Origin of the sequence: Mesorhizobium sp. B2-5-11 (genome assembly GCF_006440835.1) — a bacterium.
In the GTDB taxonomy this organism is placed as follows: domain Bacteria; phylum Pseudomonadota; class Alphaproteobacteria; order Rhizobiales; family Rhizobiaceae; genus Mesorhizobium.
Window position 1 is genome coordinate 173,707 of the sequence record NZ_VFUK01000006.1, and the last position, 16,907, is coordinate 190,613.

At 64.2% G+C, this 16,907-nt stretch carries 17 protein-coding genes and 2 pseudogenes; 11 read left to right on the forward strand and 8 right to left on the reverse strand.

All coding sequences use genetic code 11. From position 1 onward, the window contains the following. Positions 1–20: 20 nt before the first annotated feature. Entirely contained in the window at positions 21–635 is a 615-nt protein-coding gene (locus FJ490_RS20085; RefSeq protein WP_246676719.1) for a hypothetical protein, read from the reverse strand. An 80-nt stretch (positions 636–715) separates the two neighbouring features. Continuing rightward, complete coding sequence (locus tag FJ490_RS20090; protein WP_224646591.1) at positions 716–1,312, reverse strand: hypothetical protein; 597 nt, start codon at positions 1,310–1,312, stop codon at positions 716–718. Between the two features lie 255 nt (positions 1,313–1,567). Here FJ490_RS20090 and FJ490_RS33140 point away from each other — a divergent pair. Beyond that, positions 1,568–1,703, forward strand: a pseudogene (locus tag FJ490_RS33140) (IS630 family transposase); the annotation flags it as partial. A gap of 10 nt (positions 1,704–1,713) precedes the next feature. Here FJ490_RS33140 and FJ490_RS20095 read toward each other — a convergent pair. Beyond that, positions 1,714–2,535: a membrane-anchored protein gene (locus tag FJ490_RS20095; protein WP_246672686.1), complete on the reverse strand. Its 822-nt coding sequence runs from the start codon at positions 2,533–2,535 to the stop codon at positions 1,714–1,716. Positions 2,536–3,078: 543 nt separating this feature from the next. Here FJ490_RS20095 and FJ490_RS20100 point away from each other — a divergent pair. From FJ490_RS20100 to FJ490_RS20135, 9 genes and pseudogenes are all read left to right on the forward strand, one after another. Beyond that, positions 3,079–3,267: a DUF2158 domain-containing protein gene (locus FJ490_RS20100; protein ID WP_140496939.1), complete on the forward strand. Its 189-nt coding sequence runs from the start codon at positions 3,079–3,081 to the stop codon at positions 3,265–3,267. Between the two features lie 305 nt (positions 3,268–3,572). Continuing rightward, complete coding sequence (locus tag FJ490_RS20105) at positions 3,573–4,016, forward strand: EF-hand domain-containing protein (protein ID WP_140728854.1); 444 nt, start codon at positions 3,573–3,575, stop codon at positions 4,014–4,016. A gap of 44 nt (positions 4,017–4,060) precedes the next feature. Continuing rightward, positions 4,061–4,603, forward strand: coding sequence for an RNA polymerase sigma factor (locus FJ490_RS20110; RefSeq protein ID WP_140728853.1), 543 nt, complete (start codon positions 4,061–4,063; stop codon positions 4,601–4,603). Next, positions 4,596–4,742 carry a hypothetical protein gene (locus tag FJ490_RS32750; protein WP_181165287.1) on the forward strand — a complete coding sequence of 49 codons (147 nt, stop codon included), beginning with the start codon at positions 4,596–4,598 and terminating at the stop codon, positions 4,740–4,742. Before FJ490_RS20110 ends, FJ490_RS32750 begins: the two co-directional genes overlap by 8 nt. Beyond that, the gene (locus tag FJ490_RS20115; protein WP_140728852.1) at positions 4,735–5,184 is read left to right on the forward strand and encodes a hypothetical protein; all 450 of its coding nucleotides are present in this window, start codon (positions 4,735–4,737) and stop codon (positions 5,182–5,184) included. The genes FJ490_RS32750 and FJ490_RS20115 overlap by 8 nt, the downstream gene beginning before the upstream one ends. Next, positions 5,181–5,630 (forward strand): periplasmic heavy metal sensor, encoded by a 450-nt coding sequence (locus FJ490_RS20120; protein ID WP_140496947.1) that lies wholly within the window; start codon positions 5,181–5,183, stop codon positions 5,628–5,630. Before FJ490_RS20115 ends, FJ490_RS20120 begins: the two co-directional genes overlap by 4 nt. Positions 5,631–5,737: 107 nt before the next feature. Further along, positions 5,738–6,034, forward strand: a complete 297-nt coding sequence (locus FJ490_RS20125; protein WP_140728851.1) for a hypothetical protein — start codon at positions 5,738–5,740, stop codon at positions 6,032–6,034. Between the two features lie 168 nt (positions 6,035–6,202). After that, positions 6,203–6,436, forward strand: a pseudogene (locus FJ490_RS20130) (hypothetical protein); the annotation flags it as partial. 94 nt (positions 6,437–6,530) lie between these two features. Continuing rightward, positions 6,531–8,270, forward strand: a complete 1,740-nt coding sequence (locus FJ490_RS20135; protein ID WP_246672688.1) for a sulfatase-like hydrolase/transferase — start codon at positions 6,531–6,533, stop codon at positions 8,268–8,270. A 15-nt stretch (positions 8,271–8,285) separates the two neighbouring features. On the opposite strand, the gene FJ490_RS20140 is transcribed toward FJ490_RS20135, so the two are convergent. From FJ490_RS20140 to FJ490_RS20165, 5 genes are all read right to left on the reverse strand, one after another. After that, a complete protein-coding gene (locus FJ490_RS20140) occupies positions 8,286–9,869 on the reverse strand; it encodes an indolepyruvate oxidoreductase subunit beta family protein (protein ID WP_140564895.1) in 1,584 nt (527 codons plus the stop codon). Continuing rightward, positions 9,862–12,015 (reverse strand): indolepyruvate ferredoxin oxidoreductase subunit alpha, encoded by a 2,154-nt coding sequence (locus tag FJ490_RS20145; protein WP_140728850.1) that lies wholly within the window; start codon positions 12,013–12,015, stop codon positions 9,862–9,864. Before FJ490_RS20145 ends, FJ490_RS20140 begins: the two co-directional genes overlap by 8 nt. A 45-nt stretch (positions 12,016–12,060) precedes the next feature. Next, the gene (locus tag FJ490_RS20150) at positions 12,061–12,543 is read right to left on the reverse strand and encodes a MarR family transcriptional regulator (RefSeq protein ID WP_140496955.1); all 483 of its coding nucleotides are present in this window, start codon (positions 12,541–12,543) and stop codon (positions 12,061–12,063) included. Beyond that, a complete protein-coding gene (locus FJ490_RS20155; protein ID WP_140728849.1) occupies positions 12,543–14,114 on the reverse strand; it encodes an NAD(P)/FAD-dependent oxidoreductase in 1,572 nt (523 codons plus the stop codon). Before FJ490_RS20155 ends, FJ490_RS20150 begins: the two co-directional genes overlap by 1 nt. 296 nt (positions 14,115–14,410) lie before the next feature. After that, positions 14,411–15,202: a cyclase family protein gene (locus FJ490_RS20165; protein WP_140496959.1), complete on the reverse strand. Its 792-nt coding sequence runs from the start codon at positions 15,200–15,202 to the stop codon at positions 14,411–14,413. Positions 15,203–15,320: 118 nt separating this feature from the next. On the opposite strand from FJ490_RS20165, the gene FJ490_RS20170 reads away from it, so the two are divergent. Beyond that, the gene (locus FJ490_RS20170; RefSeq protein WP_140728848.1) at positions 15,321–16,895 is read left to right on the forward strand and encodes an NAD(P)/FAD-dependent oxidoreductase; all 1,575 of its coding nucleotides are present in this window, start codon (positions 15,321–15,323) and stop codon (positions 16,893–16,895) included. Positions 16,896–16,907: the final 12 nt, after the last annotated feature.

Genomic DNA, 16,907 nt, shown 5'->3' on the forward strand with positions numbered 1-16,907 from the left:
AGCCACTGCTGCCGTTGCCATCATGGCATCTGCCCCTGCCACAAGGGTAATCCACTTTCGGCAGCGAAGTCTTTGTCCTCCGCGTAGATCGGTTCGCCTCTTCTCACCACCCGCCGAAGCAGGGCCGCATCTTCGTTGGCGTGATATCGAAAGGCGTTTCGGGTGTCGTATCCGTGCCCGGCCTGGGACAGGGAAAACCCGCTGACGACGACAGGGGCAAAACCGGCGAAACGCGCCAGTATGATCGCGAAGGCCCCGGTGGAGATCTTCCGGTGCCAGCCGCGGAACATATGATACTTGCCGCTAAGCTGCCAGACGACGCTGGCAAGCTGCCATTTGGTAAGCGCCTGCAAGGTCTCATAATGATAGTCGAAGGTGCGACAACCGGCTTTCAGCTTGTCCTCGACATCAGGCCAAACCGGGATGATCAGGTGCTTTGCCTGCCGTCCTCTCAACAAATCACGCTTGTAGAAATCCTGTTCGCTGGCGTCGACAAAAATGCCGCGGCGGATCACGGCAATATCGGGAACGGGGAGGCCGACGGTTTCCGCCAAAAGCTGGGAAGCATTGACGGTCACAAGTGCCCAATCGGCATCATGTCCCTGCGGGAGGCGAAAATTCGGCGCCGAGCCCATCACCAAGGCGGGACCCGTGGCCTTGGGCAGGCGAAGAATTGGCTTTGAGAAGGCTGGCAAGAGATCCGAAAGCGGAGTTTTCATCCGGGAATCTGAACCGCCTGTTCCTCAAACGCGCGCAGGATGCTCTCTTCCCGGCTCCACAATTCGTCCCATTGCGTGGTGCCGGACCAACCCGCAAACCAAGGGCCGCCGAGCGTATAATGCGCCAGCGAGACATCGGCGGGATCGAGTTCGGAAGCCGAAGCCCCGACGAGGTAGTTCCACGCCAGGGGCAATTCGCCGATCTCATGGTCCTCAAGCCATTTGAAGGCGTGGAGGTCACGTCCGGGCCACGTATTGAGCATCTCCTTGGTCAGCCGCTTGTTGGCGGGATGATCCAGATTCCATAAAACGACCGACGACCAGTTCTTGCGGCGATAGAACGTCTGCGTTTGTCCGTCCATCTTGACCGCTTCGGATTCGCGTTGCTGGTGCTTGACCGCCATGATCGCGTAGGAAGGATCGAGCAGATCGAGCAGTTTGACCGGATCCTTTAGAAACAGGACGTCGCAATCGCAGAACATGGCCCAGCCGCTTTGCCCCATGAACGGAACGGCAAAGCGCGATATGGCAAACTCGGTCGCCATCGGCGCCTCGGAAATCGGGCACCAGAGCTTACCGTCACGTACTTCCATCGGCCGCGTCATGATTCCTTGGGCTACAAGGTCCTTGAGCACGAGCGGCTGTATCTGCAACGGGGTGCTTGTCCGCCGATAGGCGCTCCATCGCGCCACGTCTAGAACTCGGGATTCGCGCGGATCATAGCCAATGTAGATTGGTATCATGTGGCAGTTCTGTAATCTGATGTGAATTTAGACGAATCTAGCATGGCAGCACTGCACGCGGAAGACCAGAAGCACATTCGCAATGCCGTGTGTCCGGGTTGCCACGAGCGTTTCATCTCTGAAGGTGTCGATGGTGTTTTTGCGCGACAAGAGCCAAGCAACCGGCATCGCGCCTCTTGACGACGGACCTGTCGAGCGGGTCGTCGCACTCACATTTGAGACAGCTCACCAGCAAGCCACATCGACCGTTGTTATTGGACCTCACATCTCCTGGCCTGGCCCGTCCAGAGTGGCAGACCGAGCGAGCCCGCCACATGCGGATCGCTCGTATAAAGGGGGAAACCGAGCGCCAACAGCGCCAGCAGGGTGGCACGGTCGGAACCGACGTGCATCCGGTCGATGTTCAGTTTGTTGTACACATGGCCGTGCGAACCTGGGTCAATACCCGTGATGATCACGGCCGGCGCGCCGTTATGCAAGGCGTAAAGGACCGCCGTGATCCCGGTCGAGAACTTCTCCTCCAGATGCATCTCGAAATTGGGCACACCCATCACTGCTTCGTAGAGCGCCATGCGCTGGTGACGGGTCATCGTGCGCAGGTCGCGACAGCGGTAGTTGAAGGCCGCGATGTTGCAGCGCAATTCCTCCATCGTGCGGTGTGCACGCACAATCCAGAGCAGATCGGTCTCCTGGCCGGTCAAGACGGCGCGCACGGCCACAGCGTTGGGCTTGGTCGCGTCAAGTTGGTTGACGTAAAGAAATGTCGCGTCAGGAGTACCCATCCCCCAGCGGGCAGTCACGGTCTGCGAGCCATTCACGGTAAAGAGTGTGAAAGCATCGCGCTGAAAACCCACCGGCGGGTTCGAGACCGGCGCGGAGCCTACGATGAGGACCGGCTTTGTAAGCGGCACAGGGTGCCGTGGCGCCTGGGGATGCAGCAGGCGATATAACAGTTTCCGCTTAACCACCAGAAGCGGGTGATCGAACAAGCGCTTGCGCAGCGGCTTCTGTGCATCGGGATTCGCTGCGCTATGCTCTGCAATCTCCAGAGCGATCCCCTTGGCCTTCGCCAAACCGGCCTCCTCTCAATGCTTTCCCGGGCATGTACTCCCCCCTGCCAGCCGGCGTTGATCAGCGGCTTGATCGTTGGGGCAGGCAGCAACCATAACGTGACGAATCATTTCCTCCGGCGCTCTGATGGGAACCCTTCGCTTTTCCCCAAGCGCTTCAAGCCTCTCTCACTCAATGTCGCAACTCTACTGTATTCGGCACGAGACTGCATGCGGGTTGCTGTTGTTTGTTGCTTCTGATCACGGTTCGATAGAACTCCGTCCGAAACTCATGGTGCCAGATCGGCAGCATCGCCGAAGCGATAGCCGCGCTCAATACTCAGCAGAGGATCAATCTCCACCAGCCGAACAGGAATTTCAACATCCAATTTCGACAGCAAACGGCAAGACACATTGCTGCAACTGCGACCGAATCTACAACTGGGACCGAGACCCGACCTCAAAACGCCGCCTGGCACTGTGGATCGCGATGCTGGCCGAATGCATCCGCCATTGTCGAGACCGAGGTTTGATGTGAAACTCCCGGCGTCAGCATGGGAGGTCAAAATGCCCAACAGTTTCAAGACCGGAGACGTCGTCAAGCTGAAGTCCGGAGGCCCGAAGATGACGATAAGCGACGGTGCCGCCTCCGGCACATATATGTGCCATTGGTTCAACCGCGAGGGCGATGTATGGACCCCGCAGCATGCCGGCTTCAAGCCGGACCAGCTGGTGGTGGCGGACCAATCGACATAGAACGGTTCACCGTTTCGCGGAAGCGGCGAAACGCTCTATCTCTTTGTTTTTACGCAATTCCATAGGGAAAGCGCTACGCGCTTTTCCCGGGAAAACCGTACACACTTTTCTTGGAATTGCTCTAGTTCCTGCCCTTCGGCTGAAGGGTTCGAACATGGCGCAAGCAGCGCCCGATCGGGCGCGTTGTTGCGGCATGCGCCTGCCGGCACAAAAGTCACCGACGGATTTCTACCGCCGCTGCGTTTAACGGAAGAAGCGTCGCCACGGCACAATGCCATGGCAGCGCGCCAACCGGAGACGCCAGCATGATACACCGTTCGATCCTTGCCGCTGCCTTGAGCCTGCTGACCGCCACGGCGTTCGCCCAGACGGCGACACAGCCTCCGGCCGCGACGTCCCCTTCTGCACCGCCCCCCGCTGCCGCGCCAGCCACGTCAAAGACCAGGCCCGACATCACGCTGGCCAAGTTCCAGAAGCGGCGTGAGAAGGCGATCATGGCCGCCGACACGGATGGCGACGGCAAGATCAGCCTGCTGGAATGGGAGGCCCTCCAGGCAAAGCGCGGCACCAAGGGCGACCCGACACAGTCCTTCGCGCGCGCCGACTCGAACCATGACGGCTTCATCGACCGCGCCGAGCTCGATGCGTTCTTCGCCCAGCGCTTCGCCAGGCTGGACAAGAATGGCGACGGCGTTCTGAGCGTCGACGAAATGCCGGGCCATAAAACCGCTCCCAAGGCGGAGCAATGAACGGGGGTAATGGCACGCGATGACCATCAGGGGTGCGCCAGCCGATGAGCGCGGATCCGGACGAGGATCTGGTTCGTCGTATCGGCGCCGGCGATCCGGCGGCCGTGCAAACGCTGGTCGCGCGCAAACTGCCGCGTATCCTGGCGCTTGCCGTGCGCATGCTGGGCGACACGGCAGAAGCCGAGGATGTCGCGCAGGAGACCTTCGTCCGAATCTGGCGCTATGCCTCGGGCTGGCGGCGCGGCAATGCACGCTTCGACACCTGGATCCACCGGGTGACGCTGAACCTCTGCTACGACCGGCTGCGCCGCCGCCGCGAATGGGTGACAGACGATCTGCCGGAGGTGATGGACCCGGCGCCGCTTCCGGATGCCCAGCCGCGGGAAGACGCGCAGCGCGTCGAACAGGCCCTGCAAGCCATCGCCCCGCGCCAGCGCGAAGCCATCATCCTGGTCTACTATCAGGACATGTCGAACATCGAGGCGGCCACGACCCTGGAGATCAGCGTCGATGCCCTGGAGAGCCTGCTTTCGCGCGGCCGCAGGGCGTTGCAGGCGATCCTGGCCAGGGACGGTGTCCATGAATGAAAACCGCGCCGCCATGAAGGCGCAGCGTTCGCGCCTTGCCGACACCGCCTGGCGGCCGGCTCCGATGATCGCCGCGCCGTGCGGGCACGCGATGCCAGCGGGCAAGGGGCCAACAGGCAAGGGAAAGACCGATGTCTGACCGATCCAGGGACGCACCGACGATGGATGCCGAACGCTTTGCCGTGCTGGCGGCAGCCTATGGCGGCGACTTGCGGCGATGGCCACAGGCCGAACGCGCGGCGGGCAGCATCCTTGCCGCAAGCGACGCGGGCGCGGCCATTCTGAGGGATGCCGGCAAGCTCGACGCCCTGCTCGACAGCTATCGCGTCGAGGCGCCCGGCAAGGCGCTGCACGGCGGCATAGTGAGGGCTGCCGACGGTCATCTCACCCAACGCTGGCGCCAGCGCTTGTGGTGGCTGGGGCTCGGACTTGCCGGCATCGGCCTGGCCGGCGCGGTTGCCGGATCGGCTTTGGTGATCGTCGCCACGCCTGAGGTTCAGCCCGATCAGTATGTGCTGGACGCCAATACGACGGCGTTCGGCGATGCCGGTCCCGACGACACGATCGAGGAAAACCTATGAGCACGGGCCGCAAGCTCCTCATCGCGTCCGTGGCGCTGAACGTCTTCCTGGCCGGCGCCCTTGCCGGCGGCGCAGTCTGGCTGAGAAGTGGCAAGGCGGGCCAGGGCTATTCGCTGGAAGCGGTCGGAGGCCGGCTTCCGGACCAGGAACGCAGGATATTCCGCAAGGCGTTGCGTGAGGTCCGGCGCGAATCCCGCCAGGTCATCCTCGACGGCCAGCAGGCCAGGCGCGAGGCCGCCGACCTGCTGCGGCAGCCCACCCTCGACACGGCAGCCCTGACAGCCGCGCTCGAGCGGGCCCGCAACGCCGACGTCACCATGCGCATGCGGCTGGAGCAGCGCATCGTCGAGTTCGCCGCGGCAAGTTCGGCAGAGGATCGCGGCGTTCTGGCTGAGGGGCTGACAAGACGCGCCGGGTTGCCGCCGGCGCCAAAAAAATCGCCATAAGCACCGACGGAATGCGCCGAAGCCGCCGTTTAAGGCAAGAAGGGCACACCTGCCGGACAGCTTGGTGCGAACAGGTTTTCAACTTCGAGACCATTTGGAGTATCGTCATGAACCGTCTGACACAATACGCGGCCGCCGCCGCGCTTGCCTTGACCGGAACGGCCGCGACCGTTGCGGCGGCATCCGCCACGCCGATGCTGGCCCAGCCAAGCGCCCCGGCGCTGATCGAGCATGTGGCATGGGGTTGCGGCCCCGGCTGGCATCCCAACCACTGGGGGCGCTGCGTGCCCAATCGGGTGGTTGTGTATCCGCGTTATTATCGGCCCGGCCCGGTCTTCCACGTCTGGCACCCCCATCGTGTCTGGCACCCACATCGGGTCTGGCACCGCTGGCGCCACTGGTAAGCGTGCGCGGGGCCAGCCGCTTCACCGGCCTGGCCCCCTCGACCGCAGCAACCGATCCGACCTGAGCGCATCGCGCCGAGAACGGGTTCACGCGCCGCGCTGGGCCTGAACAAGGAGCTGACGTGGCTATCCCGGCCAAAGGCTCCATGCCGCCGGACGCCGCCCTGGTCGGTGGTGCTGCTCGCCGGCGGCGCGATCAAGGGCGGCCGCGTCATAGCCGACTGGCCGGGCCTGAAGCCGGCCCAGCTCTACGAGCAGCGCGACCTGGCACCGACCAGCGATGTCAGGGCGGTGCTGAAAGGCCTGCTCGCCGACCAGTTCGGGCTTTCGGCGGCGGTGCTCGGCGACAAGGTGTTCCCGGAGTCCGCGGCGATGAAGCCGATGCGCGATCTGGTCGTCTGAATTCCGGTTGCAGATGGCGATTAAGGTTAAATTTACTATGGAATTGTTCGAAAGCTGCAAATGACACAAAGCTCCCCCAAAGGAACGCACAGACATGTTCGTGGGGAAAGCCATATCTCGACTTCAAGGGCCTTTGCGGGCCCTCTGCCATCCGCTGGCGTTGGTGCTGATCAGCCTCGCGGGCGTTTTTGGTGCCGGCCGGGCCGAGCATGAATGGCTGTCGGTGCCGTTCTCGCTGACATTGGTGGCGGCGCTCGCGGGAGCGGTGTTCCTGACATCGGGGCGCCTCGCCTTTTCCGTCTATCTCGCCTGGATGGCCGTTGCCCTGGTGACGCTGATCTCGGCGGTCAAGTTCCGGATGAAGGGGTTCTCGCTGCACTTCTACGACACGATCTTCGTGTCCTCGGATCCGGGAGTGTATCGCTTCCTGCTCGGCTCCTATCTCCACCTCATCCTGCCTGTCGCCGCGGCGTTGGTGGTTGGCATCGCCGCAGCGATCCTGATCTTTCGCGCCGACCGGAAGCTTGGCTGGCCCGCATCGGCGCGCGCCCTGCTTCTGGCCGTCCTCGTCACGCTGGTGCCGCTGACCTTTCCCGCCGAGGCTTCGAAGGACCGGTACTTCTACTATATGCAGGGCCGGCACATGTCGGCCTTCTTCATCTCACTGATGGATCTGCGCAACCTGGTCGTCGAGCCGGCGTTCGAGCAGCGGCTGCAGGCCGTCGCGCCACAGCCACCCTTCGCCGACACGGTCGACTGCGGCGACCGGGCAGCGCTTCCCGATATTTTCTTCGTGTTGAGCGAAAGCCAGTCCGATCCAAGCTATTTTCCGCAGATCGCCAGCGGCGCGGGATTCCTGCAGCGATTTGCACCTGCCGCCGGCGAGCCCCGCCCGATGCAGGTCGAGACGTTCGGCGGCGGCACCTGGATCAGCAATTTGTCCTTGATGACCGGGGTTTCGGCCACCGATTTCGGCTGGCGAAGTCCCTATCTGACGATCACGCTACAGGATAAGGTCGCCGGCGCGTTGCCGGAGTTGCTGGCGCGCTGCGGCTATCGAACGGCCGTCATGACGCCGATGGACTTTACCTTCGTCAACGAGGGGCCTTTCTTGAAGTCGATCGGGTTCGAGAACGTCCTCGACATCAAGGATATCGCCGCGCCCTTCTACCATCTGCGCGACCGTTTCTATTATCACGCGGCGGAGGCATTCATCGCCAGGCACCGCCGGGAAGACGGCCGGCCACTGTTCCTCGAAATCCAGACCATGTTTCCGCACTCGCCCTATGAGGGGCGGATGGAGCCGGGATTGAAGATGGAAGGCGAGCCTTTCGCGGACGATTTCCAGGTCGGCGAATATCTGCGCCGCATGGCGATCGCGCGCGGCGACCTTCAGGATTTTCTTAAGCAACGGGAAGCGGAGGCCGGCACGCGCGGCGCCGTGGTGCTCGAATTCGGCGACCACCAGTCCTCGGCAACCAAGCCGTTTGTCGATGCGACCGCAGGCAGTGACGCGCTGGCCAAGCTTGACTCGCTCGCCTATCGCACCTTCTACACCCTCACGACGTTCCATCATCCACTGCGTCACCCGATGCCCGATATGGCGTCGCTCGATATTGCCTTTCTCAGCGCAAGCCTGCTCGATGCCGCCGGCCTGCCGATGTCACCCGTCATGTCTGATCTGGTGCGGTTGCGTGACCATTGCGGCGGCAGGTTCCATGGCTGTGCTGACCGGGCCGAGGTGGAGGCACATCTGCGCCGCCGCGCCGATTCAGGACTGCTGCATCTTTTCCCGCAAGCTGCGCCGCTTCATTCACAAGTCGAAACACGGTGACGGCGCGACGCGGCCTCAGTGTGTCGGCCCGGCCCCCAGCGTCGCCACCGTCTTGAGGGCGCCGTCGAGCATGTCGCCCTTCTCGTCCTTCAGCGCCGCCTCGCGCAGCCGCCTGATCCAGTCAGCGGCGTCGGCGCGCCCCTTGAGCAGGTCGAGCGCCGACAGCACGCGGTCGAACTTCGACTGGGCACGGACATGGGTGTCGCTGTAGCCCTTGATCAGCCGGCGGCAGTTCAGGATCTCGACGGCCAATGCATAGTCCTCACGCGCATGGCCCAGCGCCAGCGCGTACCAGCTCTCCAGATGTGCGGCTTCCACCTTGTGGCGCAGCAGGCGGCGGCGCCAGCGGCGCAGGCCGCCGATGAACCACAGAGCGGTGAAGCCGGCAAAACTATCGGTACGGATGCGTCGGCCGCGATTGATGCGACGGTCAAGGAAGGCGGCGAGCTTCGGCCGGTTCTCGATGTAGCTGCCCAGCCCCGCCGGCAGCGTGCCGCAGAACTCCTCGATGCGCGGATGGAAATACTCGGTCACCTGCAGGACCGAGCCATCCCTGACGCCGACCTCCTTGCGCACGCGCCTGTCGCGGGTCGAGCGCGTCTTCAGGTCGGCGACGCGGATCATGTCGTCGTAGCATAGGGCGTTCGCCAAATGCTTGGCGGCGGCGATCGAGAGGGCATAGGCTCGATCAGGCCCGTCCAGCACGACGGCTTTGTCCAGGCGGTCGAGATATTCGCGTCCGTAGGCAATGTCCTGATAGTCCACGACCTTTCGCAGACCGCGCAGCGCCATGTCGCGCACCGCCACGGGCATCACGTCGATGCGGGCGGCCAGGGCCTGCCAGCCTCGCAGGAGGTCTTGCGGGCCACTCACCTGTCCAGCGGCCAGGGCGGAGCCGACGACAGCCGCTTCCGCCGGCTTTGGCGCAGCCGATGATGCCGTGCCGCGCGCGCGATCATAGGCGGCGGCGAAGGCGGCGAGGCTGGCCTTGACGCCGCGGCCACCGGCGCCGATCGCCTCCTGGTAGCTTTCGCGCGTGAACGGCAGAGCGTCGGAGCCGGCCAGCGCGCCAAGCAGACTGGCCGAGATCATCGAGCCGCTGTCGGCGGCGATCTTTTCCATATCGAAAGCGATGAAGCGCTTCGATGCGGCTTCAGCCGTCGCGTGCACCTTCGACGACGACGCCCTGCCGTCGCCGGGCTCGATCTTTTCCGACACGGCGGCGATGCGGTGCGAAGAGGTGATCAACGTCGTGCGGTCGGGAGTGACAAAGCCGCGGATGATGGCGCGGCCGGCTTCCATCAGCTCGGCGGCGATCAATATGTCGACGTCGCCTTGCGAGGGCGACAGCGCGAAGACCGGCAGGCGGCCGGTGTCACGGGCCATCTCGACATAGTAGATGGTGGCGCCGGTGCGCTGGGCGACGCCGGCCACCGAGGTCGATTGCGCCACGTAACCGTTGCGCTCGGCGACGTCGGTGATCCAATCGGCAAGCACGCCGCCGCCCTGGCCGCCGACGGCAAGCACCGCAAGCTTGATAACGCGTTCGTCGTCGGCGGCGCCTGTCTTCGGGCGTAATGAGGCGTTGTGATCAAGCATCGGCGAACACCAGACGGCGGCCTTCGCGGCGACGCTGCAAAAGACCGATGACGGCGCGCCGGGCGCTCTCGAGGAAACGGTCCCAGCGGCTCGGATTGTGCACGACATCGGCGCGATAGAAGGACGGGCACAGCACCGCCGCATCGGCGACTTCGCCGCAATTGCCGCAGCCGACGCAGTTCTGGTCGATGCTCGCGACGGGATCGTCGCGCAGCGGATCGTCGAGCGACTTCACCGACAGCGACGGGCAGCCGGACAGCCGCATGCAGGCGTGGTCGCCGGTGCAGATATCCTCGTCGACACCGAACTTCGGCTTGACGACGCGCGTCCCACCCTTGATCGCCTTGTCGACCAGGGGCTTTTCGCGGCGCTGGCGGTTGAGCATGCATTCCGACGAGGCGACGATGACTTTCGGGCCTTTCTCGTCCGTGGTCAGCGCCTCGCGCAGCGTGTCCTGCATCTTGCCGACGTCATAGGTGCGGTCGACATGGCGCAGCCACTTGACGCCCATACCTTTCACGGCCTCGGTGATGGGATGCTTCGTCGACTTGGTCTTGTTGCCGGCGCGAGACGACAGGATATCCTGTCCTCCCGTCGCGGCCGAGTAGAAATTGTCGACGATGACGATGACGCCGTCGTTCTTGTTGAACACCGCATTGCCGATCGAGGAGGTCAGGCCGTTGTGCCAGAAGCCGCCATCGCCGACGAAGGAGATCGAGCGGCGCTTGGCGTCGGGTGAATTGAAGGCCGAGGCCGAGGCCGGGCCGAGCCCGTAGCCCATTGTGGTGGCGCCGAGTTCGAAGGGCGGCATGATCGAGAACAGGTGGCAGCCGATGTCGGACGCGATGTGGTGCTTGCCGAGTTCCTGTTCGACCAGTTTTGTCGCGGCAAAGATCGGCCGCTCCGGGCAGCCGATGCAGAAACCGGGCGGTCGACCTGGAACGACATTGATCAGGTCCGCCGTGTCGACGCCGTCGCCGACCTTGTTGGGAGCCCGCACTTCGCCGGGCAGAAGATGCGGCGCCTCGGTGCGCAGGAAGGCGCCGATGCCGTCGAGCATGACCTGGCCGGTATATTCGCCGGCCATCGGCAGGTGCTCCTTGCCGACCAGGCGGGTGCCACGCCCGGCCTTGTGCAGCATGGCGGCAAAGGCCTGTTCGATGTAGTTGGGCTGGCCTTCCTCGACGACCAGCACCGCCTGCTTGCCTTCGCAGAAGGACAGAAACTCGTCGTCGATCAACGGATACACGGCATTGAGCACGTAGAGCGGCACGTCGGTCTCGCCATAGGTGTCGGCAAGGCCGAGCCGCTGCAAAGCGCGGATGACGGAATTGTACATGCCGCCCTGCATGACGATGCCGACGGAGCCGTGATCGGAACCGAAGATCTCGTTGATCTTGCGGCTCTTGATGAAATCCACCGCCGCCGGCCAGCGCTTCGCGACCTTCTCCTTCTCGTGCAGGAAGGAAGCGGGCGGCAGCACGATGCGGCCGGTGTCGCGGCGGGGCGCCTCCAGCGCATCGGCCACCGTCATCGGCGGCCGCTTGTTGTCTTTGGCGGTGAAATGACCGTGGACATGGCAGCAGCGGATGCGCACCTGCAGCATGACAGGCGTGTTGGAGGCCTCGGACAACTCGAAGCCGTCTTCCACGGCCTTGACGATCGAGGGCAGGTTCGGGCGCGGATCGAGCAGCCAGACCTGGCTTTTCATGGCGAAGGCATGGCTGCGCTCCTGCATGATCGAGGAGCCCTCGCCATAGTCCTCGCCGACGATGATCAGCGCGCCGCCGGTGACGCCGCCAGATGCCAGATTAGCGAGCGCGTCGGAGGCGACATTGGTGCCGACCGTCGACTTGAAGGTCGCCGCGCCGCGGATCGGATAATGCACCGAGGCCGCCAGCATGGCGGTGGCGGTGGCTTCCGAGGCGCTCGCCTCGAAATGCACGCCGAGTTCGCCCAGAATGTTCTGTGCGTCGGCCAGCACGTCCATGAGATGGCTGATCGGCGCACCCTGGTAGCCGCCGACATAGCCGACGCCGCATTGCAGCAGCGCCTTGGTGATGGCGAGGATGCCTTCGCCGGCAAATTCCTCGCCCGCGCCGAGCCTCAGCTTTTCGACTTCCTTGGCAAAAGACCGTTCGGCCATTTTTGGCCTCCTTCCGTTGCCGCCCGGCTTCGGCGGCGCGTAGCTCTAGATGTCGTGCTTGCGAATGTTCTTCAGCATCTTCTGCAATGTCGCGATCAGCGCTGCATATTCGGCATCGTCGACATCGTCGAACATGGCCTCGAAAGCGTCATGCATGGCCGGCCAGGCACGGGTGAACTCGGTGCGGCCCTCGTCGGTCAGGAACACATGGCGGATGCGACTGTCGCTAACCCCCTGCTCGCGCCGCACAAGCCCCTGCCCCTCAAGGGTGTCGAGCGTGCGGCTCAAGGTCGACTGCTCGATCACCGTATAGACCGAGAGGTCGTTGACGGTGACGCCGTCGGTGACCGACAGCACCGCGAGCGCCCGCACCTGCGAAATGGTCAGGCCCTGCTTGCGGAAATCGTCGCGCAAGGTGGCGTTGTAGCGGCCCATGATGCGGTTCATCAGATAGGGCGCGAATTGCTGCAGGCCGATCTGGCCCAAGGTCGAAATGCGCTGGCGCTTTTCCGCGATTTTCTGCTCCATCACAGTCTCCCCGCCAGGAGAAAGCCGGAGCCGCCGCCGAGGCCCGCGCCCGGATGGGTCGAGGCGCCGATATGGTAGAGGTTCTTGATGCCGGTCTGGTGATTGCGGCTGGTCTTGAACGGCCGCCACAGGAAGGACTGGTCGACGGTCGAGGACCCGCCATAGGGGTCGCCGCCGACCAGATTGATGTTCATCGCTTCGAGATCAGCAGGCGAATAGGCGCGGCGCGCGATGACGCTGTCCTTGAAGCCATCGATATGACTGGCAAGGATCGCTTCGGCGCGATCGGCATAGGCCTCGCGCAGCGCGTCGGTCCACTGCCCGTCCGCCGGTGCCTGCAGCTTGCCGGCGGCATCACCCTTGATGTGACGGGGAGCCTCGGGCAGTTGCAGCCACAGGATCGCCTTGCCTTGCGGGCAACGCGAGGGATCGAGCGCGTGCGGCTGGCCGACGCAGATGGTCGGCACTTCGGGCAGCATGCCCCGCACCGCCTCGTTGCAGGCCTTCGATACCCCGTCCAACCCAGGCGTCAGATGCAGCAGCGCCACCTTGTCCAACCCCTGGCCTCGCCATGAAGGCGGCTTGTCGAGGGCATAGTGGATCTGGAAATTGCCTTTGCCGTAGCGGTATTTTTGCGTCGCTTCGACGTCGGTTTTGGGGCCGTCACTGCCGAGCAGCCGACCGTAAAGCTGCGTTGGCGTGACCGAGCAGATGACGCTCTTCTTCGCATGGACGGTTTCGCCCGAGGCCAGCCGCACGCCGGTGGCGCGACCTTCGGTCAGGATGATCGAGGCAACGTCGGCCTCGGTGGAGATGACCCCGCCGCGCTCTTTGACAAGCGCCTCGAAGGCCGACAGCAGGTTCTTCGCCCCGCCCTTGACGATCGGCGCGCCCGCAGCTTCCAGCGCGAAGGCGATGACCTTGGCGATCTGGCCGGAGAAAGCATCTTCCGGCCCAAGTCCGGCATGCAGGACCCACGGTGCCCACAGCGCGCGTATGGTTTCGGACCGATAGGTGCTCTCCAGCCATCCGCGCGCCGGCACCAACGCATCGCCGAGAAAGGCGGCCAGCCCGCGCGGGCTCCGCCGCCAGGCATCACCGGCGAGCAGCTTCGCCGTCGGGTAGGTCCACAGGCTGCCGCCGAGCAGGCCGAACAGCAGCCCGGCATTGCGCTCGATGCCGCCGACATCCTCGGCGTGCTGGTCGCCGTCGCCTGCGGCGATCGCATTGAAGGCGGCGATGTTGGCGGCGCGGTCGGTGCTGAGCACGGCATGGCTGCCGTCGGGCCGCAGCACCCCCGTCGGGGTGGCCGCGTGACAGAACTCCAGGCCATGCCGGGCCAAGTCCTTGCCCAGCGCCGCGTAAGCCGGCGAGGTAATGAACAGCACGAATGTCGTCGCCATCACATCATGGATGAAACCGGGCGCGGTGATTTCCTCGGTGCGCATGCAGCCGCCAATGCGGTCGCTGCGCTCCAGCACGAGTACCTTTGCGCCCTTGCCGCCCAGCATCGCCGCGCAGACCAGCGCGTTGATGCCGCTGCCGACGATGATGTGGTCGGGGGCGTTCATTGGCGGTGGCTTTTCGTCGGCGGGTGGGATTCAATTGCGTGGGACAGCGCTCTACGGCGCCCCCCTCTGCCCTGCCGGGCATCTCCCCCACAAGGGGGGAGATTGGCCGTCATCTCGGCTTTCGCCAATTTCCAACGTCGCAGGATGGTATGCGGCGCCCGAGCCGCCAATCTCCCCCCAAGTGGGGGAGATGCCCGGCAGGGCAGAGGGGGGCGCCGTAGAGCGCGAGCGCCGCCAGTCTGCCTCCCTATCGCATCGCCCGCGCGCATGATCTTCTCCCGAAGATCCACTTCGCCCTATTTGCCCGGCACCAGCGCCAGGGCGCGGATCGGGCTGCCGGTGCCGTGCTCGATCTTGAGCGGCGCGGCGATCAGGATGGCGCCCTTCGGCGGCAACTGGTCGAGGTTGCACAGGCTGGCCAGACCATAGCGGTTGGCCTTGTGCATCAGCGTGTGGGCCGGGAATGGCGGCTCCATGCCGCCGGCCTTGCCGGCATCGGTGCCGATCGTCTCCGAGCCCCAGCCCTTGATGTCCTTGCTGATCAGGAACTGGATTGCTTCCGCCGTCGGGCCGGGCGTGTGTGGGCCGGTCTCGTTGGCGTTGAGGAATTCGGCTTCCGAGCCGTTGCGCTTGTACCAGTCGGTGCGCATCACCACCCATTCGCCGGCGTTGATGGCGCCATGCTTGGCTTCCCACGCCTTGATGTGATCGACGGTGAGCAGGAAATCATGGTCTGCGGCGGCTTCCTTGGAGCAGTCGATGACATTGACCGGACCAATAAAGTTCTGCGCCGGAATGGTGTCGGTGGCGCCATCCGGATAATCCTTGCCGCTGATCCAGTGCTGCGGCGCGTCGAAATGCGTGCCCGAGTGTTCGCCGAGCTTCAGCCAGTTCCAGGCCCACCAGGGACCATTCTTGTCGTAACGGGAGATGTTATGGATCTCGACCTTCGGCGTGTCGACGGCAAGTTCCGGCGGCAGCTTGATCAGCGGCGTGTCAGGACCGAGCGGCGCCGACAGGTCGACCACCTTGATGGCGCCTGAAAGAAGCTGGCCGGCGACTTCGCCGAGGAGTTGTTGCGTGTCCATGGTCTCTGTTCCCTCTTGTCTGATGTGCTGAAGGCTCGTCTCGGCCCTTAATATCCTACTAGACGAAAACATATGCATCTGCAATTATCTTTAAGCATAAAGGAAATGGGTGCGGGGCGTGAGCGAGTTCGACGCCATCTTTGTCGGGGCGGGCCACAACAGTCTGGCTTGCGCCACGCATCTGGCACTCAAAGGCTGGAGAACCGGGGTTTTTGAGCGCAGTGCAACGATCGGCGGCGCCGTCCAGACCCGCGAGTTCACGCTGCCGGGTTTTCGGCACGATTTCGGTGCGATGAATCTGAGCCTGTTCGCCGGCTCGGCCTTCCACCGGAAATATGCAAATGAATTGAACGCCCACGGGCTGGAATTCGCGCCGGTCGCCGACTGTTTCGCCAGCGCCTTCCCGGACGGACGCTGGTTCGGCGTCAGCAACGATCTGGAAAAGACGGCCGCGCGCATGGCTGCCTTCTCCGCCGCCGATGCCGCCACGTGGCGCAAGCTGGTCGCCGCCTTCCCGGCGGAAGCAGAGCATCTGTTTCGCCTCTTGGGATCACCGATGAGCGCCCGCGCCCTTGCCGGCACGGCGTGGAACCTTTGGCGCAAGAAGGGCCTTACCGGCGCGCTCGATACCGGGCGCCTGCTGCTTTCCTCGCCCCGCGCGTGGCTGGAGGAGACTTTCGAGTCGCCCCATGTGCGGGCGACGCTCGCCACCTGGGGCATGCATCTCGACTTTGCGCCCGACATCGCAGGCGGTGCCGTGTTCCCTTATCTGGAATCCATGGCCAACCAGAGTTTCGGCATGGTGCTGGGCAAGGGCGGCGCCCACACCATCATTCGTGCCTTATCGGGGATGGTCACGGGCGCCGGCGGCAAGATCTTCACCAACGCCGAGGTGGCCGAAATCACGGTTTCGGCCGGCAAGGCGACGGGTGTGCGGCTCAAGTCCGGTGAGACGCACACGGCCACCAGGGCGGTCATTGCCGGCGTTGCACCCAAGGCGTTGGCCGGCACGCTTTTGCCCAACGGTTCCGGCGACGCCGGCTTCAACACGGCGATGCAAAAATTCCGCCACGCGCCGGGCACCATGATGATCCATCTGGCGCTGGACGATCTGCCGGACTGGCGCGCCGGCGCCGAGTTGCGGCAGTTCGCCTATGTGCATCTGTCACCGTCGCTCGACGCCATGTCGCGCACCTATCAGCAGGCGATGGCGGGCGTGCTGCCGGACGAGCCGGTGCTGGTCCTCGGCCAACCAACCGCGGTCGATCCGTCGCGCGCGCCTCAAGGCAAGCATGTGCTGTGGGTGCAGGTGCGCATGCTGCCGGCAGAAATCCTTGGCGACGCCGCCGGCAAGATCACGCCCGCGCATTGGGATCAGGTCAAGGATCGCTATGCCGAGCGCGTGCTCGACATCGTCGAAACCTACGCGCCCGGCCTGCGAGCCAAGATCCTTGGCCAGGCCGTGTTCTCGCCCATCGACCTCGAGCGCGAGAACCCGAACCTCGTCGGCGGCGACCAGGTTTGTGGTAGCCACCACCTGGCACAGAATTTCCTGTTTCGCCCGGCACGCGGCTACGCCGGTTGGAACACGCCTGTGGCCAATCTGCATCTCACCGGTGCCGCCACATGGCCGGGCGCCGGCACGGGTGCCGCCTCGGGCTTCATGCTGGCGCAACAGCTTGGCGGGAGGTAGCAGCCGAAAGGC

Excerpts from the sequence above, each read along its gene's own strand:
- FJ490_RS20085 (WP_246676719.1), bottom strand. The coding sequence starts at position 635 with ATGGGCTCGGCGCCGAATTTTCGCCTCCCGCAGGGACATGATGCCGAT.
- FJ490_RS20090 (WP_224646591.1), bottom strand. The coding sequence starts at position 1,312 with ATGGAAGTACGTGACGGTAAGCTCTGGTGCCCGATTTCCGAGGCGCCG.
- FJ490_RS20100 (WP_140496939.1), top strand. The coding sequence starts at position 3,079 with ATGCCCAACAGTTTCAAGACCGGAGACGTCGTCAAGCTGAAGTCCGGA.
- FJ490_RS20105 (WP_140728854.1), top strand. The coding sequence starts at position 3,573 with ATGATACACCGTTCGATCCTTGCCGCTGCCTTGAGCCTGCTGACCGCC.
- FJ490_RS20110 (WP_140728853.1), top strand. The coding sequence starts at position 4,061 with ATGAGCGCGGATCCGGACGAGGATCTGGTTCGTCGTATCGGCGCCGGC.
- FJ490_RS32750 (WP_181165287.1), top strand. The coding sequence starts at position 4,596 with ATGAATGAAAACCGCGCCGCCATGAAGGCGCAGCGTTCGCGCCTTGCC.
- FJ490_RS20115 (WP_140728852.1), top strand. The coding sequence starts at position 4,735 with ATGTCTGACCGATCCAGGGACGCACCGACGATGGATGCCGAACGCTTT.
- FJ490_RS20120 (WP_140496947.1), top strand. The coding sequence starts at position 5,181 with ATGAGCACGGGCCGCAAGCTCCTCATCGCGTCCGTGGCGCTGAACGTC.
- FJ490_RS20125 (WP_140728851.1), top strand. The coding sequence starts at position 5,738 with ATGAACCGTCTGACACAATACGCGGCCGCCGCCGCGCTTGCCTTGACC.
- FJ490_RS20135 (WP_246672688.1), top strand. The coding sequence starts at position 6,531 with ATGTTCGTGGGGAAAGCCATATCTCGACTTCAAGGGCCTTTGCGGGCC.
- FJ490_RS20140 (WP_140564895.1), bottom strand. The coding sequence starts at position 9,869 with ATGCTTGATCACAACGCCTCATTACGCCCGAAGACAGGCGCCGCCGAC.
- FJ490_RS20145 (WP_140728850.1), bottom strand. The coding sequence starts at position 12,015 with ATGGCCGAACGGTCTTTTGCCAAGGAAGTCGAAAAGCTGAGGCTCGGC.
- FJ490_RS20150 (WP_140496955.1), bottom strand. The coding sequence starts at position 12,543 with ATGGAGCAGAAAATCGCGGAAAAGCGCCAGCGCATTTCGACCTTGGGC.
- FJ490_RS20155 (WP_140728849.1), bottom strand. The coding sequence starts at position 14,114 with ATGAACGCCCCCGACCACATCATCGTCGGCAGCGGCATCAACGCGCTG.
- FJ490_RS20165 (WP_140496959.1), bottom strand. The coding sequence starts at position 15,202 with ATGGACACGCAACAACTCCTCGGCGAAGTCGCCGGCCAGCTTCTTTCA.